Origin of the sequence: Mammaliicoccus sp. G-M28, assembly GCF_022386595.1 — a bacterium.
GTDB classification, from domain to species: domain Bacteria; phylum Bacillota; class Bacilli; order Staphylococcales; family Staphylococcaceae; genus Mammaliicoccus; species Mammaliicoccus fleurettii.
This window is the reverse complement of record NZ_JAJNIF010000002.1, coordinates 319956-345429: the sequence shown is the minus strand read 5'-3', so window position 1 is coordinate 345429 and position 25474 is coordinate 319956. Positions and strand designations below refer to the sequence as shown.

Sequence of the window (25474 nt, the reverse complement as noted above, 5' to 3'; positions counted from 1 at the left end):
TATTCATTATATAATGAATAAATTTAGTTTGTAAATATGTTTAAAAATATGTGGATTAAATGTACTAATTATAAGGTGGAACAACGTATAAATTTGAAGTCTTTGTAGTTTATTAGGTTATATCATATAATTACAGAAAGGTGGTTTGAACATGAGTCAAAGAAATGAAAATAAAAACAAAATGGCTGTTACAATTTTGACGGGATTTTTAGGAAGTGGTAAAACAACTTTACTTCAAAGGTTGATTTTAAAAGCGAAAGATTCTGGACAAAAAGTCGCAATTATTATGAATGAATTTGGTTCTTTTGATGTCGATAGTAAATTGTTAGGTGATGATGTTTCTACTCAAAGCTTATTAAATGGCTGTATATGTTGTTCATTAAAAGATGATATTGAAGTAGTCTTACATAATTTATATCATAAAGAGAATCCTGATTTAGTATTAATTGAAGCTACTGGAATTGCGCATCCTGTTGAGGTGGTAGATGCATGTCAAAATCCAACTTTAATTGATAAAGTTGAAATGCCCTCAATTATCGGCGTGATGGATGGTAAAAGATACTTAGAACGAACACGATATACTAAACAAACGAAACATTTAATGGAAGAGCAAATGTTGTATTCGCATATTGTCGTTATAAATAAATCTGATGCGTTATCAGCAAATGAAAGAGAAGAACTAGAACAATCTTTGCTATCTTTTAAGCATCCACCTAAACTTCACTTTACGAATTACTCGAATATAGATGGAATTGAAATACCTGTGAATGAAGTGTTATCTATTGAAGGTAAACATAGTCATCATCACGGTATTCAGTCAATGAACTATACATTTAGTGGACCAATAGATATGCAATTATTAATTCAGTTTTTGAGACAGTTACCTGATTCTATACTTAGAATAAAGGGATTTCTTAAATTTGATGAAGAACCAGAACAAACCTATTTATTTCAATATGCATTTGGGGTTCCTCAATACGAACCAGAAATAATGAATATGCCTTTAACTATTGTCATAATAGGAGAAGAGCTAGATAAAGCGCATTTACGTAATAAATTAGATATGTTGAATTTTTCATAGGAGATGATGGGATGGAACGTATTCGTATAAATAAACATGTTAGTTATTCAAGAATTGTACATGGATTTTGGAGATTAAATGAATGGGGATATAGTAATCAGCAGTTGAATGATTTTTTACATGAAATTGTAGATAGAGGTATCACGACGATGGACCATGCAGATATTTATGGTAACTATACGTGTGAATCTTTATTTGGTGATGCACTAGCCCTAACACCGAATTTAAGAGAGAAACTTGAAATTGTTACTAAATGTGGCATTATTTTGCCGAATGAAAATAAACCTAAAAACACAGGACATCGATATGATCAAAGTTATGAACATATTATTGAATCGGTTGATCAATCTCTATTAAATCTAAAAACAGACTATATAGATACATTACTTATACATCGTCCATCACCATTAATGGACCCAGATGAAATGACAAGAGCAGTAATGCATCTAGTAGATCAAGGTAAAATTAAAGCATTTGGCGTTTCTAATTTTAAATGTAATCAATATGAGTTGTTAAATGAAAGTCTGAAAAAAGAAATGTCACATATCTCAGTCAATCAAGTAGAAGTATCACCATATCAACTAGAAAATATAGAAGATTGTACATTAAATAGAATGCTTCAACATGACGTTAAAGTGATGGCGTGGAGCCCATTAGCAGGTGGTAAAATATTTGATGCTAACGACGAAAAATCTAGACGCATATTAGAGGTTATACAACCATTAGCTTCCAAATATAATGTGAGTGTTAGTACAGTAGTATATAGTTGGTTATTAAAATTACCATCAAACGTAATGCCTATTGTAGGATCAAGCAAAATAGATAGAGTAGATGAAGCGGTTAAAGCAACTAAGTTACAACTAACTGACCAAGAATGGTTTGATATATACGTCGCTTCACGTGGCGAAGATATATTATAGTTTTTTTTATAGAGGTTAGAGGTGCTGTAAGGGACAAAATTACGGTAAGAGGTGTCGTTAGGGACATAATTCTGAGAAATGTCCGTAAGAGGTAGTGTAAGGGACATAATTCTGAGAAATGTCCGTAAGAGGTAGTGTAAGGGACAAAATTCTGAGAAATGTCCGTAAGAGGTAGTGTTAGGGACATAATTCTGAGAAATGTCCGTAAGGGGTGTCGTTAGGGACATAATTCTGAGAAATGCCAGTAAGCGCAACCTAAGGAGCATAATTCGTAATTCTGCCAGTAAGAACAGTCTAAGGAGCAAAATCAAGAATTCTGCCAGTAAGAACATTCTAAGGAGCACAATTCAGAATTCTGCCACTAAGCGCAACCTAAGAACTGCAAATCGATTAGCTACTCACAATATAACGAAACAGGCTGGGACTTTTTAAAGTCTCAGCCTGTTTTTAATAGTTTTTATTATGTTGTTCATTAGCTTTGTTCACACAACTCAGAAGAAGTGTAATTAATTCCTGACCTCAATAACAAATCTACTGCTATTTATTTTCTAATCTATTTAACGTAATTTCAGCTAGTGATTTGGCAGCTACGAGCATGCAATCTTCATTCACATCAAATTTAGGGTGATGATTCATATATGGCTCGGTTACGCCTTCTGGTTTGCTTCCTACGATATAAAATGATCCAGGGATTTTTTGTAAATAATAAGCAAAGTCTTCTGATCCTGTTACTTGAGGGATTTCAACTAATTGTTGGAAGTAATCTCCTTTGCTTTCTGATAAAATTTCAGCTACTTTTTCTGTTTGTTCTATATGGTTGTAAAGTACTGGATAACCATATTGATAATCTAGGTCATATTCGATATCAAATCCTACTGCTATGCTGTCTGCAATTTTTTTAATTTCTTGATACATTGTTTCTTCTAGTTCTGGATTTAAATATCTTGCTGTACCTTTAATTGTGACACTATCTTGAATAACGTTATAGCCTCCAGGTGCTTCAAATGCTCCGATTGTAACAACACCCATATCTAAAGGATCGATACGTCTTGATACGATTGTTTGAATAGCGTTTACAAAATTTGTTCCTGCTATTAAAGCATCATGTGTTTTATGTGGGCTGGCAGCATGACCGCCTAAACCATTGATAGTCAATTTGAATGTAGAACTTCCTGAGAAAGATGGCCCTTTATTATATCCAATAAATTCTGGTCCAGCTACTGGCACAATATGAATACCATAAACTTCGTCTAAATCATCTAGTACGCCTGATTCTACTATTGCTTTAGCGCCACCAGGAGGTTTTTCCTCAGCGTGTTGGTGAATTATTTTAACTGTGCCTGGTAATTCTTCTTTACTTTCAATTAATGCATCTGCAAGTCCCATTAAATATGCTGTATGTACATCATGTCCACAAGCGTGCATAACGCCTTCATTTTCTGATTTAAATGGAACGTCTGTTTCTTCTTCGATTGGTAAAGCATCGAAATCTGCTCTTAATCCAATTGTCTGTCCTTCGCGTCCGCCATTTATTTCAACAATGATTGCATATTCATCATCTAAAGGTTGAGTCACTTTAACGTCTTTGTCTTTATAAAATGATTTAATATAGTCAGCAGTTTGCACTTCTTCAAATGATAATTCTGGATGCTGGTGCAAATGTCTTCTAATTTCAATCATTTCACTTTCTTTATTTTCGATAAGTTTAAATAGCTTTTCTTTTAAATTATTCATGTTTTTCCTCCTAAAAATATACTAAAGAAGTATAACAGTAATCTTTTTCTGCATAAAATATTTGAACTTATAAATTTGAAAGAAATTTTTGATTGATTTTGAATGTTTATGATTGAATGTGATTGACATTTTAATGAAAACGTTTTATTATTTAAAATTGAACAGGGGAGATTGTATGTTAACGACTGAAAGACACCAATTAATTATAGATGAGATTAATCAACGGGAAACGGTTACACTGCAAGAACTTATTAATTTAACGCATTCAAGTACTTCTACGATTAGGAGAGACTTATCGCAACTTGAACAAAGAGGTTTACTTAAAAGAGTTCATGGTGGTGCTACTCAAATTGCGAAGCGTCATGAAGAAAGAAATATGACCGACAAGGAATTGCGATTTCAAGATGAAAAACAAGAAATTGCTCGTTTAGCAGCAAGTCTTATTGCTGATGGAGATACTATTTACTTAGATGCTGGAACAACTACTTTAGAAATGATTCCATTTATTACACAACAAGACATTATAGTAGTTACAAATGGTTTGACACATGTGAGACCATTATTAGATAAAGGCATTCCAGTTTATATGACTGGTGGAGAAGTAAAATCAACTACATTTGCCAATATAGGCGTAAATGCAGTTAAATCACTTGAAAGATATCGTTTTGATAAAGCTTTTATCGGTATGAATGGAATTGATTTAAACTACGGATTATCAACACCAGATCCGAATGAATCTGAAATGAAAGAAAAGGCTATCCACTTAGCATCACAAGTGTATGTTCTACTTGATCATTCTAAATTTAATGAAGTCTCGTTTGCAGAAGTAACTTATGAAAAATCAATAGAACTACTGACTTCTGAAAAAGCAATTCAAACTATAAGTAATTTCGATCAATTTAAAGAAAAATATAATATTAATGGAGGACTATGATGATATACACTGTTACGTTTAATCCATCAATTGATTATGTGATGTTTACTAATCAATTTGAAGTTGGTGAATTGAACAGAGCGCATGAGACGAATAAATTTGCTGGTGGAAAAGGGATTAATGTATCTCGAGTTCTTAAAACGTTAAACGTCAATAACACAGCTACAGGATTTGTTGGAGGGTTCCCTGGAGAGTTCATCAAAGATGCACTCGCTAAATCAGACATTCTAACAGATTTCGTAGAAGTACAAGATGACACTAGAATAAATGTGAAGCTAAAATCTGGACTGGAAACAGAAATTAATGGACCTGGGCCAAATATTGAACCAGAACATTATGAACAGTTTTTAACTAAAATGAGAAGAACAAATTCAGAAGATACTGTGATTATTGCTGGAAGTGTTCCGAGTACACTTGAAAAACCCGTTTACCAAGAAGTTGCAGAGGTACTTAAAGAAACCGGAGCAAATTTAATAGTAGACGCTGAAAAAGATTTAATGAAATCTATTCTTGCTTATAAACCTAAATTTGTGAAACCTAACAAGACAGAATTAGAAGAAATATTTGATAAGCAAATAGATACGGAACAAGAAGTTATAGAATGTGCTCAGTCATTATTAAAAGAAGGTGCAGAAGCTGTGATTGTATCACTTGGTGGAGAAGGTGCTATTTATGTAGATAATAATACAAAATTAAAGGCAAATGTTCCAAATGGACAAGTGGTCAATACTGTCGGGTCTGGAGATAGCACTGTGGCAGGTATGGTAGCTGGATTAGAGACAGGTAAAGATATAGAATCAGCTTTTAAATTAGCAGTAAGTTGTGGAACGGCAACAGCTTTCAATGCTGATTTAGCAGAATATCAAGATATAGAAAAAATAACTTCAGAAGTGGTTATTAAACATATTTAAAATAAGGAGGTCATTAAAATGAGAATTACTGAACTATTGACTAAAGAAACGATAACAATGGATTTATCAGCTACTAGTAAAGATCAAGTAATAGATGAACTTGTTACACAGTTAAATAAAGCAGGTAAATTAAGTGACGAAGCTACTTTTAAAGAAGCAATTCATAGTAGAGAATCACAAAGTACGACTGGTATTGGTGAAGGTATAGCAATTCCTCATGCAAAAACAGATGCTGTTCAATCAGCAGCTATTGCATTCGGTAAATCGATTGATGGTGTTGATTATCAATCTTTAGATATGCAACCAGCACACTTATTCTTTATGATTGCAGCTCCTGCAGGTGGTGCTCAAACGCATTTAGATGCATTAGCAAAACTTTCTGGAATTTTAATGGACGAAGATGTAAGAGCAGAATTATTACAAGCGAAAAATGAAGAAGAAGTATTAAACATTATTAACAAGCATGATGACGAAGCAACGGACGAACAATCAGAAGAACCAGCTGTTGCATCTAATGGAACAGCTTCTCAAGAAGAAGGATTAGTACTAGCTGTAACTGCATGTCCTACAGGAATTGCACATACTTATATGGCTGCAGATTCTTTGAAAAATCAAGCTAAAAAAATGGGCGTTCCTATTAAAGTAGAAACAAATGGTTCAGGTGGTATTAAGAATCATTTAACAGACGAAGAAATTGAAAAAGCTTCAGGTATTATTGTAGCTGCAGATGTACATGTTGAAACAGCTCGTTTCGATGGTAAGAATGTTGTGCAAGTTCCAGTAGCTGATGGTATTAAACGACCAGAAGAACTTATAAATATGGCACAAGATACTTCACGTAAACCATTTGTTGCAAAAGGTGGAAAACAAAGTAGTTCTACAAGCAATGAAAAGCAAAGTGTATCTAAAACAATTTATAAACACTTAATGAATGGTGTTTCTAATATGTTACCACTTGTAATTTCTGGTGGTATATTAATGGCAATTGTATTTTTATTTGGAGAGAATTCATTTGATCCTAAGAGTGATCAATACAATGAATTCGCTGCAAATTTATGGGCTATTGGTAGTGAAAGTGCATTCCAATTAATTGTACCTATATTAGCTGGTTTTATCGCTCGAAGTATTGCTGATAAACCAGGATTCGCATCTGGTCTTGTCGGTGGTATGTTAGCAGTAGCCGGTGGTTCAGGATTCTTAGGTGGTATTATTGCAGGTTTCCTTGCAGGTTATTTAACTGAAGGTGTTAAATATGCATTTAAAAATCTACCTCAAATGTTTGAAGGTTTAAAACCAACTTTAATTTATCCAATCTTATCAGTTTCATTAACTGGACTATTAATGGTGTATGTTATAAATCCACCAACATCTTGGTTGAATAATTTATTATTAGATGGATTAAACAATTTATCAGGCTCAAATATAGTGTTACTTGGCTTAGTATTAGGTGCCATGATGGCAATTGATATGGGTGGACCATTTAACAAAGCAGCTTATGTATTTGCTACAGCAGCCTTAACAGAAGGTAATGCAGCTGCGATAACAGCAGCTATGGTTGGTGGTATGATTCCACCAATCGCTATCGCAACAGCTATGCTTATCTTCAGAAGAAAATTTACAAAAGCACAAAAAGGTTCAATCATTCCAAACTATGTAATGGGATTATCCTTTATAACTGAAGGTGCCATTCCATTCGCAGCAGCAGATCCATTACGTGTAATACCATCAATGATGGTAGGTTCAGGAATCGGTGGTGCAATTGCTTTAGGATTAGGTTCAAGTATTCAAGCACCACACGGAGGAATATTTGTAATATTTGCAACTGACTTTGGACACGTACTACAAACATTATTAGCAGTAGTAATTGGAGCATTAGTAGCTGCCATAATGTACGGATTACTTAAACCAAAATTAACTCAAGAACAATTAGAAATGGTTGAAGAAGTAGAATAATAAAATCAAAAAAGAGCAGAAATTCATTGTGAAAATGAAATTCTGCTCTTTTTTTTATAAGAACCATTCACACTTCTTCCAACTTGTGTGAATATAGATACCTATGCTTACACTTCTTCTGACTAGTGTGAACATAGATGCCCATACTTACACTTTTTCTGATTTGTGTGAATATAGATACCCATGCTTACACTTCTTCTGACTTGTGTGAATATAGATATCCATGCTTACACTTCTTCTGACTAGTGTGAACATAGATACCCATGCTTACACTTCTTCTGACTTGTGTGAATATAGGTACCCATGCTTACACTTCTTCCAACTTGTGTGAATATAGATACCTATGCTTACACTTCTTCTGACTAGTGTGAACATAGATGCCCATACTTACACTTCTTCCAACTTGTGTGAATATAGGTACCCATGCTTACACTTCTTTTGACTAGTGTGAATATAGATACCCATGCTTACACTTCTCCCAACTTGTGTGAATATAGGTGGTCTATAAATAATTTTGTATTGTAAACATGCAAATACATTCGTCTCAGTCAAAAGTATGATACTAAAATCACGTGTTTAAAATTGAATTCTCAGGGAATATTTTATATGATTAATTTAAAATATTCTCATTTAAGTAGAATATGGTAAATATAAGGAAAGAGCGAAAAATGTTATATTACAAGACGATAATAAAATCAAATGAATCAGAGTGGGTTACATTATTACATGGAGCAGGTGGTAGTTCTTCGATTTGGTTTAAGCAGATGAGATATTATAGAAAGCATTTTAATATTTTATTAGTTGATTTGAGAGGCCATGGAAAATCTGCAAATAAAGAATGGAAGAAAAATGATTCTTTTAAACATCTGGCGAAAGAAGTTGTAGATGTATTAGATTATTTAAAAATTGATAAAACTCATATTATTGGTATGAGTCTAGGTACAATAGTTGGTCAAGCAATGGCTGAATCTTATCCAGAAAGAATTTCAACTTTAGTGTTAGGCGGAGCCATTATAAATGTGAATTTAAGAACAAAGTTTTTACTTGCTGTAGGACGTACAATAATGAATTTTGTACCTTACATGTTACTTTATAAACTTTTTGCATACATTATTATGCCGAAAAAAGCACATGAAGAATCAAGATTAAGGTTTGTGAACGAAGCTAAAAAAGTTTCCCAAAAGCATTTTATTAAATGGGTTAAGCTGACAAAACTAGTGAATCCATATTTAGCCCATTTACAAGTTGCTACGAGAGACATTCCAACTTTATTTATAATGGGTGAGGAAGATTATTTATTTATGCCACCAGTTGAGAAACTAGTTAAAGAGAATGAAAATTTTACTTTAGAAATAATAGAAGAAGCTGGTCATGTATGTAATATTGATCAGCCTGAAGCTTTTAACCAAGTAAGTTCTGAATTTATTATGAAGCATTTAGCAAAGCCTATTCTTTTATAGATTATTTAAATTGAGATTAAATTGTGATATACTGGAAATAATATGCTAATATCGGGGGAGGTGACACTCAATGGGAAGGATTTAGTTTTAAATTCATATTTTATTATAAAACCTATAGAAAAACGTAATAAAAAGGTGGCCATAGTGTCACCGCAAAATATTTGGAGGTGAATCCCTAGAAATAGGGAACTAATTGGAAATTTCGACCATAATGAACTTTATTGTATTCTTTATATTAATTGCATTTACAATGGTATTTGTAGGATCTGAATTCGCACTTGTTAAAGTACGTATGACTAGAATTGAACAGTTGATATCTGAAGGTAGTAAAACAGCTAAAATTGTTCACAAGATGGTAAAAGAACTAGATTATTATTTATCTGCATGTCAACTTGGTATTACAGTTACATCACTTGGATTAGGTTGGATTGGTGAACCAACATTTGAAGTACTTATTCATCCAGTACTAGATTTCTTTAGTTTACCAGATGCATTAACAACAACTTTTTCCATCGTAATCAGTTTCTTAATTGTTACATTCATTCATGTTGTAGTTGGTGAATTAGCGCCTAAAACGGTTGCTATACAACAAGCTGAAAGATTAACACTAGTTTTTGGTAGACCGCTATATTACTTTGGTATTGTTATGAAGCCATTAATTTGGTCTATGAATGGAACAGCACGTATTTTAGTAAGAGCAATAGGTATTCAACCTACTAACGAAGAACAGGCAATGTCAGAAGAAGAACTAAAGCTTATCATGACTCAAAGCTATCAAAGTGGTGAAATTAACCATACAGAATTAGCTTATATGCAAAATATTTTCTCATTCGATGAAAGATTAGCCAAAGATATCATGGTACCTAGAACGCAAATGGTTACTTTAACTGAACCATTTAATATCGAAGAATTATTAGAAATTATAAACGAACATCATTATACACGTTATCCAATTTCTGAAGATGGCGATAAAGACCATATTAAAGGCTTTATTAACGTTAAAGAATTTTTAACAGAATATGCTTCTGGTAACTCAATTAAAATTAATAGCTATATACATGATTTACCACTTATTCACGAAGTTACGAGAATCAGTGATGCATTAGTGAAAATGCAGAAAGATCATGTCCATATGGCATTAGTAATCGATGAGTACGGTGGCACTGCTGGTGTCATTACTATGGAAGATATTCTAGAAGAAATTGTTGGGGAAATACGAGACGAATTTGATGATGATGAGGTAAATGACATCATTAAGACTGGCGAAGATACTTACCAAATTAATGGTCGTGTAACTTTATCAGAACTTGAAGAAAAGTTCGGAATTGAATTTGAAGATTCAGATGATATAGATACTATCGGTGGATGGTTACAAGCACATAAACCAGAAATTGAAAAAGATGATTACGTAGACACTGAATATGACAAATGGGTTGTAATTGATGTTGAGAATCACCAAATTAAAACGGTAGCATTACACAAAGAATTCATGAAAGAACGTAGAAGTATTTTTGATGACGATGAAGAAGATGAAGATTAAAAAATAGTTTAATTATCAAGCAGTAGAAATCCATAATAATTGGACTTCTACTGCTTATTTTAATTAAATACAAACGTGTCTTTTTTGTCTTAACGATGCGCATCATGTAAAATAGAAATCATAGTAGATTGTTTGAGAGAGGAACACATGTGTATGAGAATTAATAAATATTTAAGTGAAGCAGGCGTTTGTTCAAGGCGTGGTGCAGATAAATGGATAAGTGCTAATCGTGTAAAGATCAATGATGAGTTGGCAACCTTAGGATCAAAAGTAGAAGAATTCGATATTGTTAAGGTCGATAATGAAATCATAACGATTGATAAAGGCTATGTTTATATCGCATTAAATAAACCTCGTGGTATTACATCCACTACAGAACGACATATTAAAGGTAACGTTGTTGACTATGTGAATCATCAAGAAAGAATTTTTCATATTGGTAGACTTGATAAAGATTCTGAAGGGCTGCTGTTGCTTACGAGTGATGGAGATATCGTAAATGAAATATTACGTGCTGAGAACAATCATGAAAAAGAATATGTCGTTTCAGTAGATAAACCAATCACTAAAGATTTCGTTAAACAAATGTCTGAAGGGGTAGAAATATTAGAGCAGAAGACGCTTCCAGCCAAAATAGAGCAACTAAATGATAGAACATTTAAAATTATTTTAACACAAGGATTAAATCGTCAAATTAGACGTATGTGTGAGGCTTTAGGATATGAAGTTAAAAAATTAAAAAGAATACGTATTATGAATATTAAACTTGAAGGAATTAAATATGGTGAATGGAGAGATTTAACAAAAGAAGAATTTGAAGAACTAACGCAGTCACTTTCCTATAAACCAAAAAGAGAGCGAATGATATCTAAATAAAGGGGTTATTAAAATGGTCAAATTAAATAATGATGTAAATATTCCAGAATTAGGATTAGGTATTTATAAAATAGATGAAGCAGATGTTGAGAGAGTATTGAATACGGCAATTGAAACAGGTTATAGAGCAATCGATACTGCTTGGTTCTATAAAAACGAAAAAGCATTAGGTCAAGCATTAAATAAAATTAATATAGACCGTGAAGAACTTTTTATAACGACTAAATTATGGAATGATTTTCAAGGATATGAAGAAACAATTAAAGCTTTTAATGACTCTTTAGAATCGTTACAACTAACATATATAGATATGTATTTAATTCATTGGCCGTGTCCAGAAGATGAATTGTTCATTGAAACATACAAAGCGATGGAGCAATTGTATAAAGAAGGCAAAATTAAAGCTATAGGTGTATGTAATTTTAAAGAGCATCACTTAGAAAAATTATTAGCCGAAACAGAAATCGTACCTGCAGTAAATCAAGTAGAATTCCATCCAATATTTAATCAAAAGGATTTACAAGCATATTGCGAAAGTAAAGGTATTAAAATTACAGCGTGGAGTCCGTTAATGAGAGGAGGAGAATGGCTCAATAACCCAGTATTGAAAGAAATAGCAGACAAATATAATAAAACTGCAGCACAAGTCATCATTAAATGGCACTTACAACAAGGCAGAATCGTTATTCCAAAATCACAAAATGACCAAAGAATTATAGAAAACTTTGATGTATTTAACTTTGAATTAACTGAAGAAGATTTAGCTGAAATTGATAGTCTTCATACAAACGAAAGACAATTTAGAGATCCTGATGAAGTTAAAATTGGAGATATGAAATAATATAAAAAACTTTCACATATTTGTTTGAATTAAGATGTATTTCATATATATCTTTTAGTAGAATAAGTGTGTGGAGGTGTTTTTTTGTTTAAATTTAAGAAACCAAATCAACATGGCGTTTGGTCAATGATTATATTGCCCATCGCATTCGGTATAGCAGTAAGCGGTTTTACATTTTTACATATATTATTATATTTGGGCGTATTAGCAGCTTATTTCATGAGTGATCAAGTGTTTTTCTATTTAAAGAAAAGAAAAAAAGAAATTGGCTACATCTATACAGCGAGTTTATTTGGAATAATAGTACTCATATCATTTATACCTATAGTACTTTATAAATTTGAAACATTTTGGATATTTTTATTAATGATTCCATTATCGTTAATCAATGCATTTTTCGCTAAAAAGAAAAACGAGAGAGCATTTACAAATGATTTAATAGCTGTCATTATCTTTTGTTTGTTTGGCGTAATAAGTGTATTATTAAATACAGCATTATCTAATATTAATGCTTGGTTACCTGTATTTATATTGAGCTTTTTGTATTTCTTTGGAACAATCTTATATGTAAAAACAATGATAAGAGAGAAAAAATCAATTAAATATAAATGGAGTTCTTGGATTTATCATTTATGTATCGTAGTTATAGGATTAATAGTAAACCCTTTAATAATGATAATGTATTTACCTAGCTTAATTCGTGCAATAGTTTTATATGGAAAGAAAATAAAAATAATGCATGTAGGGTTGATAGAAATAGCAAACTCTATATTCGTGTTAATCATTGGATCGATTTATTTACATTAATGACTATATTGAACCAGTTAACGAACACAAAAGAGCAATCATCTGTATGGATGATTGCTCTTTTGTGTTTTCTTTTATTTAAAATTATAAATATTATTTTCTAATCAATTTTAAGATAAATGATAGTACGAGTATCAATATAATTGAACCGATAAGTGCTGGTATAATTGCTACTCCACCCCATACTGGACCTAAATCGCCTAGTAAAGAACCACCAATTACTGAACCTATTAACCCGGCAATAATGTTACCGATAATACCGCCTGGAATATCTTTACCTAAAATAACACCTGCTAGCCAACCTATAAGTCCGCCTACGATTAACATTAATATAAAGCCCATTGAGTGTACCTCCTTATTATATTTCTATTTCTATAATTAAGTACCCAGTTATTTTGCATTTGAAACATAATAAGATGTTTTAAATAACTTTTGCCATAAAATAAACAAAATATAAAACAGGAATACTGGTATTAATATAAACCAGTGTGGAGTAAGTACAATCATACATATTATTGCTACAATTGATAAGATTTCTCCTACTAATCGAGGATGTATAAAGTATCTGTATATACCTTTTTGGTAGATTTTTGAAAGTCTTTTACCATCTGCTTCGATTGCTTGAGTAAACAATGAAAGGTAAGCAATGATTTGCCCCAATATAAATAAACTGACACCAAAATATGGCACAGATTGATATATTGAAAGTTTACTGTCTAAATAAACGACATTTAAAGACACACTAAATACAATAGTAATGATATAAAGTACAAAAAATTGATTTTCAATATAGTTTGGAGCATATTTAATTTGAATCCATGTATGCAAGAATGCCCATATAAGTAACATAATTGTTACAGCTATCGTGATGAAGTTAATTTCTTTGATGATTATAAAGGAAACTAAACCATTCAAAGCAATTGTTATTGAAATAGCGAAATGATTTATACGCTTTTTCTTATTCATTACTATAAAGTTATATGACATTAGGACGATACACAGAATGATATTAATTGAAACGAGAAATGCCATATCTGTCTCCTACCTTAAACTAGTCTCATCTACGAATTATAACAATTCCTTAACATTTAATCACTAAATATATATTTATGTAAAGATTTTGCAAGAGTATTTGACATTATAAGTGTAATTTACTAGTATTGAAGCAAGCTATCTTGTAATACAAAGTAGTAGTAAAAATTGGAAGAGGTTATTACTATGTCGTCTATAAAGACACAAATGAGAAAAGGTTTGTTAGATGCTTGTATCTTGTCTATTATTCAATCTCAACCAGTATATGGTTATGAATTATCTCGTAAACTAAATGAACATCAATTTACAGAAGTAAGCGAAGGAACGATTTATCCGATTTTACTGAGGTTGTTGAACAAAGAATTTATTTATAGTGAATTTAAACATAGTGAACAAGGACCAAAGAGAAAATACTACTATATAACTGATAAAGGAAGAGAAGAGTTAGAAATAGTTAGTAACGAATGGCTAAAAATAAAAGACCCAATTACTAAATTGTTAAAAGGGAGTACTGACGATGACAAGAACAACTAAACAATTGATTGATGAAAATAATACTAAAAGAAAGCAATTAAATGAAGAAGATTTAGAAGTATATGAAGACTTCTTATTATATGTAAGAACAGACTTAAGAGTTAGTGAACATGAGACAGAAGTTATTTTGATGGATGTATTAGATCATTTATTAGAAGCTACTTCTCACGGTACATCAGCTATAACATTTTTTGGACATGACGTTAAAGGACATGCTGATGAAATTTTAGAAGAGCTGCCTAATGAATCTAACAAAGCAATTATGAAGATGGTAATGATGGGTGTTGCTTACTTCTATAGTATTTATTTTATTGTCTCAGGTATAGCTGGTATTTTTGCAGACTATAAGACACCGATAATATCCATGATTTCGCTATTAATACTAGTTCCAATAGGTGGATTCTTTATAGTGAAAATTCTATTCAATATTATTCAAAGATATATATTTGATAAATCTAAATATAAGACACTGAAAGAAACAGTTTATGCAGGTTTATTAGTTGGCGTAATTCCAGCTTTATTAATATTAACACCAAACATTATATTTAAAGATATGATGAAAGTTTATATTCCATGGTGGATATTCATGTTAATAGGTATCGCTATTTTTGGACTATATAAAATGTCGCAGAATAAAAAGAAAATAGCATAAAAGAGGGTTGGACAGAAGTCTAATCTCAATATAATGAAAGCCTGAGACAAAATAGTTGTCCCAGGCTTTCGTCTTATCTCATTTTTTCAAGAATCTTAATTCTAGCCCACTTACATCATTAAAAATTATTTCCTGAGAAATATTAAACGCCTTTTTTATTACTCCATAATAAAGTGTGCAGTTGTGGTAAGACGTAAATGTCATTTAATGTATCGTTCATGACTTTATCTATTAATTGTTCGTATTTTTCTAATAGTTTTTCTGTATGATTTGAAACGCTGTCGTCTAAATATGGGTTACCAACTTGTAGATAAAATGGTATTGAAGGGTAACGGTTGTGTATGTCTTTCGCGAATTGATAATCGTCTTCATCGAAAATGACAACTTTAAGTGAAAGACTGTCTTGAACGCATTGTGTTATAACTTCATCAAGAATTGGTAAATTTGGTTTCATTCCAGAACTAGGTGGCTTTGGACTAATTGTTAAGTCATCGATTAGTGTCATCCAAGCTTGGAATTTTGATCCTTGTGTTTCGAGTGCAGTCTTAATACCTCTGTCGTTAAGAGTTTCTACTAATGGACCTATATTTTTTATTAGTGCTGGATTACCACCTGATATAGTTACGTGTTGATATTTGTTTGGAGCAAGTGCGTCTAATTCAGATATAATATCTTCTGGTTCAAGTAGTCGAATATCATCTTTAGCTGAACCATCCCAAGTGAAACTAGAATCACACCAGCTACATCTATAATCACAGCCACTTGTTCTAACAAACATCGTTTTTCGTCCGATGACTGATCCTTCACCTTGAATGGTAGGACCGAAAATTTCTAATACAGGTATTTTAGGCATTATTGTCACCGTTTTTTAAAGGACGATAAACGACATAACTTGTTGGTGTTTCTCTGACAAAGACTTGCACACATTTAGGTTTGTTTACTCTTTTGTCTAAAGATTCTTGTACGATATTGTATATTGTTTGTGCAACTTGTTCGGTAGAAGGACTGTTATCTTTAAATTCTTCAAAGTCATTTAATAGTCTATGGTCATATCTTTTATGGATTAATGTCTTAAGTTCGCTGAAGTTTACTAAAAATCCCATCTTATCTAGCTCGTTACCTGCGATTGTTAAGTTTACAAAGTAAGTATGACCGTGGATGTTTTCACATTTTCCAGCTTCTTCATAAGGAATGTAATGAGCACTAGAAAAGTTGAAATCTTTATTGAGTTCAAAGGCATAAGGATGTTGAACACTTGGATAAATTTGTTGTAGCATTATAAACTTCCTTTCGTTTGTAGGTATTGGTCTAGACCTTGGTTTCTTAATTTACAAGCAGGACATTCACCGCAACCATCACTCATAACACCGTTATAACATGTTAATGTTTTTTCTCTAACATAGTCTAGTGCGCCTAATTGGTCACTTAATGCCCATGTTTCTTTTTTATTTAACCACATAAGTGGTGTATGTATAACGAAGTCTTTATCCATTGATAAGTTAAGTGATAAATTCATAGATTTGATGAAACTATCTCTACAATCAGGATAGCCACTAAAATCTGTTTCGCAAACACCTGTAATAATGTGTTTAGCACCTATTTGATAGGCTAACGCACCAGCAAATGATAAGAACAGTAAGTTTCTAGCAGGTACAAATGTATTTGGAATTCCATTTTCATCATTTTCTATTTTCATATTATGATCTGTTAATGCGTTTGGAGAAAGTTGTGAAAGTAAAGACATATCAAGTACGTGGTGTTTTAATCCTTGTTCTTTAGCAATGTCCTCAGCAACCTTAATTTCTAAATCATGTCTTTGCCCATATTGGAACGTAACTAATTCTACTTCTTTAAAATGTTCTTTTGCATAAAATAAGCATGTTGTACTATCTTGTCCTCCACTAAATACGACAAGTGCTTTTGCATTTTTTAATGTTTCTGACATAATGTTTCTCCTTTATAAAGGCATAAAAAAAGCCTGCCTTCTATAAAAAGGTAGACGTAGGAGTCTAGTTTTTTATAGAGGGTGTAAGCTAGTAACCTCTTAGTTTATTGAATATACAAATGATAATATAATCATTTTGTAAAAGCAAGTTTATGATATGGTATGATTAATTTGAAATTAAGGAAAGAAGAGCGTGTAAACTTATGATCATGATGATAGATAACCACGATTCATTTACATATAACATTATTGAATATATAAAAATAATTACTAAAAATATTGAAATAAAAGTTTTGAAGTCTGAAGAGGTAACTGCAGAAATAGTTAAGGCTATTAATCCGGACGTGATTATTATTTCGCCTGGACCTGGGCATCCTGATGATTATACACAGTTAAAGTCTTGTATCTACAATATTTATAAAGATGTACCGATACTTGGCGTATGTCTAGGTTTTCAATTGTTAATTTCTACATTTGGAGGCAAAGTGATAAAAGGTGAACGACCAGTTCATGGGCATACTGCTCAAATAACACATGATGGAATGGGGTTGTTTAAAGACTTACCTCAATCATTTCAAGTTACTAGATATCATTCTTTAATAGCTGATAATCAACAGATTCCGCAAGAATTTATTGTCACGGCGCGTACAAAGAGCGGAATACCAATGGCAATTCGACATCAGTCTTTACCAATTGAAGCTGTTCAATATCACCCTGAATCAATATTAAGTGAATTTGGTTTAGAACAATTAGCGAACTTCTTAAGGAAAGCAGGTATTCAAATTGAAAACACATATTCAGTTTAAATATATTAGTGACTTGCAAAATGAAGAAAAATTAGACCTAAAATTTCAAAATCCAATTGATACACTTACTGCTAATAGTATAGATGAAGTGCAATCATTAGTTGATAAAGCGAGTTATTATCAACGTAAAGGATTCTACGTTGTGATAACTTTGCCATATGAAAGTGCTATAGCGTTTGATCCATCTCTAGAGGTGTACGGAACTGGGGATAATTATGGCTCAATTCAAGTGTATGACAAACCTGTTCAACAATTTAGTGAATTAGTTAGTCATAATCAATCCAATAACAATATTGAATGGCATGCAATGAACACTAATGACGAGTTAGCTCATAATATACATGCTATACAAGATGAAATAAGATTAGGTAATACATATCAAGTGAACTATACGACGCAATTAACTTCTAATTCAATTCAAGATGGGTATTCTTATTTTAAATCATTAACTGAAGAATCTAATGGTGATTACCAAGCATATATTGAACACGATAATGAAACGATTATTTCTATTTCTCCAGAACTCTTCTTTCAACTTGGGCCGCATCAGCATTTAGCAAATTCATTGTTAACTAAACCAATGAAAGGTACGATTTCTAGAGGTAATAATGAAACTGAAGATCAAGAAAATCTCAATACATTAAAGCATTCTAAAAAAGATAGAGCAGAAAATGTAATGATAGTTGATTTATTAAGAAATGATTTAAGTAAAATTTCAAAAGTTGGAACAGTGGAAACGATAGATTTATTTAAAATCGAAAAATATAAAACGGTTTATCAAATGACGAGCACAATACGTAGCCAAATAAAAAATGAACTTACTTTGTTTAATATTCTTCAAGCGCTATTCCCATGTGGATCAATAACGGGAGCGCCTAAAGAATCAACTATGCAAATTATTAAAAGTTTAGAGAAAAAGCCTAGAGGTATTTATTGTGGGGCAATTGGTGTATTATTACCAGATGGGAAAATGATTTTTAATGTGCCTATTAGAACGATACATAATAATGAGCATAGAGCTATTTACGGAGTTGGTTCAGGTATAACAATTGATTCAGTTGCTAAAGCGGAAATCGAGGAATTTAAATTGAAAACTAGAATTCTAAATATACCTAAAGTGAATTTGATAGAAACGATGAGAATAGAACAGGGAATTATACAAAGACGTTATAAGCATACAGAAAGAATTTTAAAAAGTGCTAAAGATTTGGAAATACCATTTGAACTTGAAAAATGGAACGAATTACTTGATGATGCCGAACAAAGTCAAAGAGATGGAACGTATAAATTAAGAATAGAACTGACTTCAGATGGTGTATTTAATATGGAAACTAAAGAGTTAGTTGAATCTAAGAAACCACTAACAGCAAAATTAAAACAAGCTAAGCCAATCGCTTCTAAATATATTAGAAATAAAACAACTGAACGTAATCATTTTATTCATGAACATGATACTGATGTCATATTATATTATAATGAAGAGAATGAAATAACCGAATTTGATATAGGTAATGTTGTTATTAAAGATGGAGAAACTTACATAACACCCTTATATAAAGAACAAATTTTAAATGGTTGTATGAGACAACAATTGCTAGAAGAAGGATACATTAAAGAACAAACCATTGATAAGAATACAATGTTAAAACATATAAAAAATGGTAATTACGAAGTATTTATGATTAATAGTTTGAGAGAATGGACTAAAATAGATTTTAAATTTTGATGGTAATCTAAAGATACAAATAGTAAAATAGTAAACATCATATAAGGACGGGTGAAAAGATATGTTCTTAGCATTATTATATTTAGTAATAGTGATCTTAATAGCATTTTACTTAAAACGTGTAGTCTTGAGTCAATTAAGACAAGAAAAAAATAAGCAAAGTTTTGCGTATTTATATATTGGATTTGCCGTAGCAATTGTTTTTGTAGGCTTATTTGTTAATCAGTTAACGCATGTTTTTATTGATTTAACAGATGTATTTTATCGTAAACAATGATGCTTTATATAGCAAAATAGAATGAGGTGTCTTTAAATGCGCATATATCCTAAGGGGGATTCTGCACTCACAGTAATGAGTGATCGTGAACCTTCAAGACAGTTAACGCATGAAATAAATGAATTTAGATTAGAAATATTGAATCAAGAAATGCCTTTTATAGATGAGGTCATTCCAAGTGAGAATAGTTTAATGGTTGTTTACCATCCATATAGTATGATGATGAATCATCAAATCAATGAGCCATATAAATATATGACAGAATTTGTTGAACGTATTATTTATCAGAAGAAAAAGGATTTAAATAATAGAGAAATTATAAAAAAATCTATTGCAATAGATGTCGTAATTGGTGGTAAGTACGGTATTGATTTTGACCATTTAACAGATTTATCAACAGACGAACAATTACAAGTACTCGAATCGAGAACTTATTTTGTTTCCATGATAGGGCACACACCAGGATGCCCTTATTTGTCTGGGTTAAGTCACCGTTTATTTTCGGACAACTGCAATTACAAACAATTTATTCCTAAAGGCTCATTATGTATAGAACGAGATAAGTTATTTATCACTACTACTGATACGAGCGGAGACTGGCCAGTTATTGGTTGGACGAACGTTGAGATCTTTGACAGACAGAGTAGTGAATGTAAACTTAATTTTGGTGATGATGTCATTTTAAATGTAGTTGAAGAATTAGAAAGCAAGGATGGAGGGTATAACCCATGTCAGTAATTATTAGAGAGTCTGGATTATACACTTCATTACAAGACTTAGGTAGACAAAAGTATCAACATATTGGGATTGTTAAAAATGGTTCTATCGATCAATTTAATCATAGATTAGCTAATATGCTAGTTGGAAATGATGAAGATGAAGCATTAATTGAAATGACATTTAAGTTACCAGCCATTCAATTTACTGAACCAACTTTAATTGCTTTTACTGGCGCTAATTTCCCCGCATATAAAGATAATGAAAAAATAACTCCATATAAGATTCATTTAATGAATAAAGGTGAGGTACTAAGTTTTGGTGAAGGCGCAAAAGGCACAAGAGCATACTTAGCGATTGCTGGTGGCATTGTAGCAGAAGAATGGTTAGGTTCTAAGTCAACGAGTATACGCTTGCAAATGGGTGGCCACAACGGTCGTATACTGCAAGTAGGTGATGAGATAGAAATGTGTAGAAATTATACATCATTACAAAAGAAACTATTCGAGAACTTAGAAGAAACTAAGACTGCTGATTGGGGTGTTGATCAATATACGTTAGCCTTAAATTATTTTACAGATATATTCCATGTAGTTTCTGGAGAAGGCATGACGCACTTTAATGAAGCAGAAATAAAGCATCTTGAAAATCAAGTTTATAAAGTAACAAATCGTTTTAATAGAACAGGATTAACATTAGAAGGTAAATCTGTTATCAATCGTAAAATTGTGGATCAACCATTCTTAAGTGTAAAAAAAGGTACTGTTTTATTAAATCAAGAAAATCAACCTGTTGTAATGTTAAACGATCATCAATCATTATCAAGTTATCCTCAAATAGGTACAATTGCTTCTTATCATATTGATAAATTAGCGCAAAAAAAACATAACTCTAAAATGATTTTTAAGAAACTAACAATTCAAGAAGCTGAATTAAATTTAAAAAAACACGCTCAGTTTATAAAACAAATTAAAACAGGGATAAAATATAAGTTAAATGAAGAATTAAATAAATAATGCACATGTGTAAATTGTGTCTATTGTATGCACTTTTTACACATTTTTTGGATTAATTTATGGTTATTAGTTGAAATTTATTGTAAAGTAGTATAAATTATAATACTGAACATAAATAAATATTACGAGAATATTACAACCTTCAATAATATGTAATGAAATAATAATGATAATTGATATGAGTTGAGATACGGAGGAAAGGTATGAAAACTAAAAATAGGAAGATAGGCGTCTTTACATTCTTCTTGCTAACGATTTTAGCAATAGCATTAAAGACTTATTTTGCCTATTATGTAGACTTGTCACTCGGGGTAAAGGGACTCGTACAGAACTTGATTTTATTAATGAACCCATATAGCTTAATTGCGTTAATTCTAAGTGTGTTCTTATTCTTTAAAGGGAAGAAGTCATTTTGGTTTATTTTTATAACGGGATTTGTATTATCGTTCTTGCTTTATGCAAACGTTGTATACTTCAGATTCTTTTCTGATTTCTTAACATTCAGCACTTTAAACCAAGTGAGTAATGTTGAATCTATGTCTGGTGCAGTATATAGCTCGTTCTCTTGGTACGATTTTATATATTTTACAGATACAATTGTGTTTTTATTTGTACTTATCTTTAAAAGCAAATGGTTTACTACAAAAGCATTTCCGAAAAAATTCGTCCCAGTTGTTATGGGCGTAGCAGTTGCACTATTTTTCTTAAACTTAGCTTTTGCTGAGTCAGATAGACCAGAATTATTAACAAGAACGTTTGACCATAAATATTTAGTTAAATATTTAGGGCCTTACAACTTCACTGTATATGACGGTGTTAAAACGATTCAAAATAATTCACAAAAAGCTTTAGCAAGTGAAGATGATTTAACAGAAGTTAAAAACTTTACGAAACAAAAATATCAAGAACCAAACAAAGAAACATTTGGTATCGCAAAAGATAAAAACGTTATTAAGATTCATTTAGAAAGTTTTCAATCTTTCCTAATTGATTTTAAAGTAAATGGGGAAGAAGTAACACCTTATTTAAACTCGTTAGCAAAAGGTAATAAAGGTTATAAATATTATCCAAACTTCTTCCATCAAACCGGTCAAGGTAAAACTGCCGATTCAGAATTAACGATGGATAATAGTATTTATGGCTTACCACAAGGATCAGCGTTCTCGTTGAAAGGCGACAATACTTATCAATCCTTACCAGCAATATTAAATCAAAAGCAAGGCTATGAAACATCAGTCATGCACGGCGATTACAAAACATTCTGGAACAGAGATCAAGTGTACAAACATTTTGGTGTAGATAAGTTCTATGATGCAACTTATTACGATATGCAACAAAAAAATCTTGAAAACTTAGGTTTAAAAGATGAAGTATTCTTTGATGAATCAATATCACATTTAAAAGAACAAAAACAACCTTTCTATTCTCATTTAATTACGTTAACAAATCATTACCCATTCACAGTGAGTAAAGAAGACGCAACTATTGAGAAACCAGATACTGGTAGTACAACATTAGATGGTTATGTACAAACAGCACGTTATTTAGATGAGTCATTAGAGAAATTTATGACACAACTTAAAAAAGAAGGCCTGTATGATGATTCAGTTATCATCATTTATGGTGACCATTATGGTATTTCAGAGAACCATAATAAAGCAATGGCTAACTTATTAGGTGAAGATGAAATCACACCAGCTAAATTTATGGACTTAAACAGAACACCGTTCTTTATGAAAGTTCCAGGTTTAGAAGGTGGAGTTGATGAAACATACGGTGGTCAAACTGATGTTATGCCTACTTTACTTGATGTTTTAGGTATAAAATCAAATAACTACTTAATGTTTGGTACAGATTTATTATCTAAAGGACATGATGAAACAGTCGCATTTAGAAATGGTGACTTTATCACACCAGAATATAAATCGATTGGAACGACAACATACGACAACAAGACCAATAAACCTATGAAGACTAAACCTAAAGATTTAGAAGAAAACAAGAGTAATGTTGAAAAAGAACTAGAATTATCCGATCAATTATTACACGGAGACTTATTCAGGTTCTATGACAATCCAGACTTCAAGAAAATCAAGCCATCAGACTTTGAGTATAAATCAGGTAATGGCTATCAAGAAGAATAAAATTAATATTAAAAAGCCGGGACAAATTAATTTGTCCCGGCTTTTCTATTGTGAATAAATGAATTTATCAAGACAGGTCCAACATGATAAATAGAGAGGCTGAATGTTGCAAGACAGGGCCAACATGATAAATAGAGCCCGTGAATTTATCAAGACTGGCACAACATGATAAATAGAGCGGTTGAATATTGCTAGTCGAGACAAACATGATAAATAGAGCGGTTGAATATTGCAAGACAGGGCCAACATGATAAATAGAGCGGTTGAATATTGCAAGACAGGGCCAACATGATAAATAGGGAGGCTGAATGTTGCAAGACAGGATCAACATGATAAATAGAGCGGTTGAATATTGCAAGACATGGCAAACATGATAAATAGAGCGGCTGAATGTTGCAAGACATGGCAAACATGATAAATAGAGCGGTTGAATATTGCTAGTCGAGTCAAACATGATAAATAGAGCGGCTGAATGTTGCTAGTCGAGACAAACATGATAAATAGAGCCCATGAATTTATCAAGAGTGGCACAACATGATAAATAGACGAGCTGAACTTATCAAGACTTGCCCAACATGATAAATAGAATACTATTTCCATACTGAAATCTCTAGTTACAGCATATATTTATAAAAAATCCCCGAAGTTTTGATCAAAACTTCGGGGATTGTCTTTATCCTAATGCTACGTCTAGAATCATCATAATAGTGAATCCACCCATTAGACCTAATGTGGCTAAGTCTGTGTTATTTCCAGACTGTGATTCGGGTATTAATTCTTCTACAACTACAAATATCATAGCACCAGCTGCAAATGCGAGTGCATATGGTAAAACTGGTGTCGCTACAACGACTAATAATGCACCTAACATTGCAAATACAGGTTCAACTAATGCCGATGCTTGTCCGTAGTTAAAGGATTTCCATCTTGTTAAACCTGAGGCACGTATTGGCATTGAAAGTGCTGCACCTTCAGGGATATTTTGGATACCGATACCTATTGCTAAACCAAGTGCGCCTAATAATGTAGCACCATCATTACCAGTTGCTACTCCACCAAAAGCAACACCTATTGCTAGACCTTCTGGAATATTATGAAGTGTGATTGCTAAAAATAGTAATGTATTTTTACCTAATTTAGTATCAGGTCCTTCGACTTTTTGACTTTTGTCTACAGCATTTTGGTGTGCGTGTGGTATAACAAAGTCTAATAATCTAATGAATAATCCACCTAATAAAAAGCCAATTGCCGCTGGTAACCATGGCATTGCCGAGTCAGAACTTTGCTCAATTGAAGGTTGTAATAGTGACCAAAAACTAGCTGCAATCATCACGCCAGCTGCGAAACCTTGCATCGTATTGATTACTTTTGTGTCTATATTTTTAAACAAATAAACGAATGATGCACCGAATGCAGTTAACAGCCATGTGATAATACCTGCGAATAATGCTTGTAAATATGGGGGTAGTTCTGTAAAAAAGTCTTGCATAGTTTTTGCTCCTTCGTATCTTTTGTTTGAAAAAAAGTGTATAATATATTAATTGAAAACTGAGAAAATTAAAGGATGT

At 32.0% G+C, this 25474-nt stretch carries 25 protein-coding genes; 18 read left to right on the top strand and 7 right to left on the bottom strand.

Going from position 1 to position 25474, the window contains the following annotated elements; all coding sequences use genetic code 11:
* Window positions 1–151 precede the first annotated feature (151 nt).
* Complete coding sequence (locus LQ609_RS03545) at window positions 152–1081, top strand: CobW family GTP-binding protein (RefSeq protein WP_078357331.1); 930 nt, start codon at window positions 152–154, stop codon at window positions 1079–1081.
* 11 nt (window positions 1082–1092) lie between these two features.
* Window positions 1093–2001 (top strand): aldo/keto reductase, encoded by a 909-nt coding sequence (locus LQ609_RS03540; protein ID WP_078357332.1) that lies wholly within the window; start codon window positions 1093–1095, stop codon window positions 1999–2001.
* Window positions 2002–2538: 537 nt separating this feature from the next.
* Here LQ609_RS03540 and LQ609_RS03535 read toward each other — a convergent pair.
* The gene (locus tag LQ609_RS03535; protein ID WP_115337730.1) at window positions 2539–3735 is read right to left on the bottom strand and encodes a M20 metallopeptidase family protein; all 1197 of its coding nucleotides are present in this window, start codon (window positions 3733–3735) and stop codon (window positions 2539–2541) included.
* 175 nt (window positions 3736–3910) lie between these two features.
* Between LQ609_RS03535 and LQ609_RS03530 the strand changes: the two genes are divergently transcribed.
* The 8 genes from LQ609_RS03530 (at window position 3911) to LQ609_RS03495 (ending at window position 13057) form a co-directional block, all read left to right on the top strand.
* Window positions 3911–4669: a DeoR/GlpR family DNA-binding transcription regulator gene (locus LQ609_RS03530; protein ID WP_239734323.1), complete on the top strand. Its 759-nt coding sequence runs from the start codon at window positions 3911–3913 to the stop codon at window positions 4667–4669.
* The gene (pfkB, locus tag LQ609_RS03525) at window positions 4669–5580 is read left to right on the top strand and encodes a 1-phosphofructokinase (RefSeq protein WP_239734322.1); all 912 of its coding nucleotides are present in this window, start codon (window positions 4669–4671) and stop codon (window positions 5578–5580) included. Before LQ609_RS03530 ends, pfkB begins: the two co-directional genes overlap by 1 nt.
* 18 nt (window positions 5581–5598) lie before the next feature.
* Window positions 5599–7533 carry a PTS fructose transporter subunit IIABC gene (locus tag LQ609_RS03520; RefSeq protein WP_239734321.1) on the top strand — a complete coding sequence of 645 codons (1935 nt, stop codon included), beginning with the start codon at window positions 5599–5601 and terminating at the stop codon, window positions 7531–7533.
* Window positions 7534–8201: 668 nt separating this feature from the next.
* Window positions 8202–8993: an alpha/beta fold hydrolase gene (locus LQ609_RS03515; protein WP_107509557.1), complete on the top strand. Its 792-nt coding sequence runs from the start codon at window positions 8202–8204 to the stop codon at window positions 8991–8993.
* 193 nt (window positions 8994–9186) lie between these two features.
* The gene (locus LQ609_RS03510) at window positions 9187–10533 is read left to right on the top strand and encodes a hemolysin family protein (RefSeq protein WP_239734320.1); all 1347 of its coding nucleotides are present in this window, start codon (window positions 9187–9189) and stop codon (window positions 10531–10533) included.
* A gap of 153 nt (window positions 10534–10686) precedes the next feature.
* The gene (locus LQ609_RS03505) at window positions 10687–11409 is read left to right on the top strand and encodes a pseudouridine synthase (protein ID WP_078357339.1); all 723 of its coding nucleotides are present in this window, start codon (window positions 10687–10689) and stop codon (window positions 11407–11409) included.
* 13 nt (window positions 11410–11422) lie between these two features.
* A complete protein-coding gene (locus LQ609_RS03500; protein WP_239734319.1) occupies window positions 11423–12250 on the top strand; it encodes an aldo/keto reductase in 828 nt (275 codons plus the stop codon).
* Between the two features lie 84 nt (window positions 12251–12334).
* Entirely contained in the window at window positions 12335–13057 is a 723-nt protein-coding gene (locus tag LQ609_RS03495; protein WP_078357341.1) for a YwiC-like family protein, read from the top strand.
* Window positions 13058–13150: 93 nt separating this feature from the next.
* On the opposite strand, the gene LQ609_RS03490 is transcribed toward LQ609_RS03495, so the two are convergent.
* Window positions 13151–13399, bottom strand: a complete 249-nt coding sequence (locus tag LQ609_RS03490; RefSeq protein ID WP_078357342.1) for a GlsB/YeaQ/YmgE family stress response membrane protein — start codon at window positions 13397–13399, stop codon at window positions 13151–13153.
* Between the two features lie 48 nt (window positions 13400–13447).
* Window positions 13448–14023 carry a hypothetical protein gene (locus LQ609_RS03485; protein WP_239734318.1) on the bottom strand — a complete coding sequence of 192 codons (576 nt, stop codon included), beginning with the start codon at window positions 14021–14023 and terminating at the stop codon, window positions 13448–13450.
* Window positions 14024–14275: 252 nt separating this feature from the next.
* On the opposite strand from LQ609_RS03485, the gene LQ609_RS03480 reads away from it, so the two are divergent.
* Both LQ609_RS03480 and LQ609_RS03475 read left to right on the top strand, forming a co-directional pair.
* Window positions 14276–14623, top strand: coding sequence for a PadR family transcriptional regulator (locus LQ609_RS03480; RefSeq protein WP_078357344.1), 348 nt, complete (start codon window positions 14276–14278; stop codon window positions 14621–14623).
* A complete protein-coding gene (locus LQ609_RS03475; protein WP_078357345.1) occupies window positions 14607–15275 on the top strand; it encodes a DUF1129 family protein in 669 nt (222 codons plus the stop codon). The genes LQ609_RS03480 and LQ609_RS03475 overlap by 17 nt, the downstream gene beginning before the upstream one ends.
* Before the next feature lie 142 nt (window positions 15276–15417).
* Here the strand turns inward: LQ609_RS03475 and queE are convergent, their stop codons facing one another.
* From queE to queC, 3 genes are read right to left on the bottom strand one after another with little or no spacing between them, the layout of a single operon-like run.
* On the bottom strand, window positions 15418–16128 hold the full coding sequence (gene queE / locus LQ609_RS03470; protein WP_078357346.1) for a 7-carboxy-7-deazaguanine synthase QueE: 711 nt from the start codon (window positions 16126–16128) through the stop codon (window positions 15418–15420).
* Window positions 16121–16552, bottom strand: a complete 432-nt coding sequence (gene queD, locus LQ609_RS03465; RefSeq protein WP_078357347.1) for a 6-carboxytetrahydropterin synthase QueD — start codon at window positions 16550–16552, stop codon at window positions 16121–16123. The genes queE and queD overlap by 8 nt, the downstream gene beginning before the upstream one ends.
* Window positions 16552–17220 carry a 7-cyano-7-deazaguanine synthase QueC gene (gene queC / locus LQ609_RS03460; protein WP_078357348.1) on the bottom strand — a complete coding sequence of 223 codons (669 nt, stop codon included), beginning with the start codon at window positions 17218–17220 and terminating at the stop codon, window positions 16552–16554. Before queC ends, queD begins: the two co-directional genes overlap by 1 nt.
* A 203-nt stretch (window positions 17221–17423) precedes the next feature.
* Between queC and LQ609_RS03455 the strand changes: the two genes are divergently transcribed.
* The 6 genes from LQ609_RS03455 (at window position 17424) to ltaS (ending at window position 23906) form a co-directional block, all read left to right on the top strand.
* On the top strand, window positions 17424–18026 hold the full coding sequence (locus LQ609_RS03455) for an anthranilate synthase component II (protein WP_107508999.1): 603 nt from the start codon (window positions 17424–17426) through the stop codon (window positions 18024–18026).
* Window positions 18004–19752 (top strand): aminodeoxychorismate synthase component I, encoded by a 1749-nt coding sequence (gene pabB / locus LQ609_RS03450; RefSeq protein WP_239734317.1) that lies wholly within the window; start codon window positions 18004–18006, stop codon window positions 19750–19752. Before LQ609_RS03455 ends, pabB begins: the two co-directional genes overlap by 23 nt.
* A 61-nt stretch (window positions 19753–19813) precedes the next feature.
* Window positions 19814–20029: a hypothetical protein gene (locus tag LQ609_RS03445; RefSeq protein ID WP_078357351.1), complete on the top strand. Its 216-nt coding sequence runs from the start codon at window positions 19814–19816 to the stop codon at window positions 20027–20029.
* Window positions 20030–20065: 36 nt separating this feature from the next.
* Window positions 20066–20767, top strand: a complete 702-nt coding sequence (locus tag LQ609_RS03440; protein WP_078357352.1) for a carboxyltransferase domain-containing protein — start codon at window positions 20066–20068, stop codon at window positions 20765–20767.
* Window positions 20758–21762: a 5-oxoprolinase subunit C family protein gene (locus LQ609_RS03435; RefSeq protein ID WP_078357353.1), complete on the top strand. Its 1005-nt coding sequence runs from the start codon at window positions 20758–20760 to the stop codon at window positions 21760–21762. The genes LQ609_RS03440 and LQ609_RS03435 overlap by 10 nt, the downstream gene beginning before the upstream one ends.
* 203 nt (window positions 21763–21965) lie before the next feature.
* Window positions 21966–23906 carry a polyglycerol-phosphate lipoteichoic acid synthase LtaS gene (gene ltaS / locus LQ609_RS03430; protein ID WP_115337719.1) on the top strand — a complete coding sequence of 647 codons (1941 nt, stop codon included), beginning with the start codon at window positions 21966–21968 and terminating at the stop codon, window positions 23904–23906.
* Window positions 23907–24579: 673 nt separating this feature from the next.
* Here ltaS and LQ609_RS03425 read toward each other — a convergent pair.
* A complete protein-coding gene (locus LQ609_RS03425) occupies window positions 24580–25395 on the bottom strand; it encodes a ZIP family metal transporter (RefSeq protein ID WP_078357355.1) in 816 nt (271 codons plus the stop codon).
* Window positions 25396–25474 lie beyond the last annotated feature (79 nt).

Bases quoted from the DNA above. Each gene is read 5' to 3' on its own strand.
- LQ609_RS03545 (WP_078357331.1), top strand. From the start codon at position 152: ATGAGTCAAAGAAATGAAAATAAAAACAAAATGGCTGTTACAATTTTG.
- LQ609_RS03540 (WP_078357332.1), top strand. From the start codon at position 1,093: ATGGAACGTATTCGTATAAATAAACATGTTAGTTATTCAAGAATTGTA.
- LQ609_RS03535 (WP_115337730.1), bottom strand. From the start codon at position 3,735: ATGAATAATTTAAAAGAAAAGCTATTTAAACTTATCGAAAATAAAGAA.
- LQ609_RS03530 (WP_239734323.1), top strand. From the start codon at position 3,911: ATGTTAACGACTGAAAGACACCAATTAATTATAGATGAGATTAATCAA.
- pfkB (WP_239734322.1), top strand. From the start codon at position 4,669: ATGATATACACTGTTACGTTTAATCCATCAATTGATTATGTGATGTTT.
- LQ609_RS03520 (WP_239734321.1), top strand. From the start codon at position 5,599: ATGAGAATTACTGAACTATTGACTAAAGAAACGATAACAATGGATTTA.
- LQ609_RS03515 (WP_107509557.1), top strand. From the start codon at position 8,202: ATGTTATATTACAAGACGATAATAAAATCAAATGAATCAGAGTGGGTT.
- LQ609_RS03505 (WP_078357339.1), top strand. From the start codon at position 10,687: ATGAGAATTAATAAATATTTAAGTGAAGCAGGCGTTTGTTCAAGGCGT.
- LQ609_RS03500 (WP_239734319.1), top strand. From the start codon at position 11,423: ATGGTCAAATTAAATAATGATGTAAATATTCCAGAATTAGGATTAGGT.
- LQ609_RS03490 (WP_078357342.1), bottom strand. From the start codon at position 13,399: ATGGGCTTTATATTAATGTTAATCGTAGGCGGACTTATAGGTTGGCTA.
- LQ609_RS03485 (WP_239734318.1), bottom strand. From the start codon at position 14,023: ATGAATAAGAAAAAGCGTATAAATCATTTCGCTATTTCAATAACAATT.
- LQ609_RS03480 (WP_078357344.1), top strand. From the start codon at position 14,276: ATGTCGTCTATAAAGACACAAATGAGAAAAGGTTTGTTAGATGCTTGT.
- LQ609_RS03475 (WP_078357345.1), top strand. From the start codon at position 14,607: ATGACAAGAACAACTAAACAATTGATTGATGAAAATAATACTAAAAGA.
- queE (WP_078357346.1), bottom strand. From the start codon at position 16,128: ATGCCTAAAATACCTGTATTAGAAATTTTCGGTCCTACCATTCAAGGT.
- queD (WP_078357347.1), bottom strand. From the start codon at position 16,552: ATGCTACAACAAATTTATCCAAGTGTTCAACATCCTTATGCCTTTGAA.
- queC (WP_078357348.1), bottom strand. From the start codon at position 17,220: ATGTCAGAAACATTAAAAAATGCAAAAGCACTTGTCGTATTTAGTGGA.
- LQ609_RS03455 (WP_107508999.1), top strand. From the start codon at position 17,424: ATGATCATGATGATAGATAACCACGATTCATTTACATATAACATTATT.
- LQ609_RS03445 (WP_078357351.1), top strand. From the start codon at position 19,814: ATGTTCTTAGCATTATTATATTTAGTAATAGTGATCTTAATAGCATTT.
- LQ609_RS03440 (WP_078357352.1), top strand. From the start codon at position 20,066: ATGCGCATATATCCTAAGGGGGATTCTGCACTCACAGTAATGAGTGAT.
- LQ609_RS03435 (WP_078357353.1), top strand. From the start codon at position 20,758: ATGTCAGTAATTATTAGAGAGTCTGGATTATACACTTCATTACAAGAC.
- ltaS (WP_115337719.1), top strand. From the start codon at position 21,966: ATGAAAACTAAAAATAGGAAGATAGGCGTCTTTACATTCTTCTTGCTA.
- LQ609_RS03425 (WP_078357355.1), bottom strand. From the start codon at position 25,395: ATGCAAGACTTTTTTACAGAACTACCCCCATATTTACAAGCATTATTC.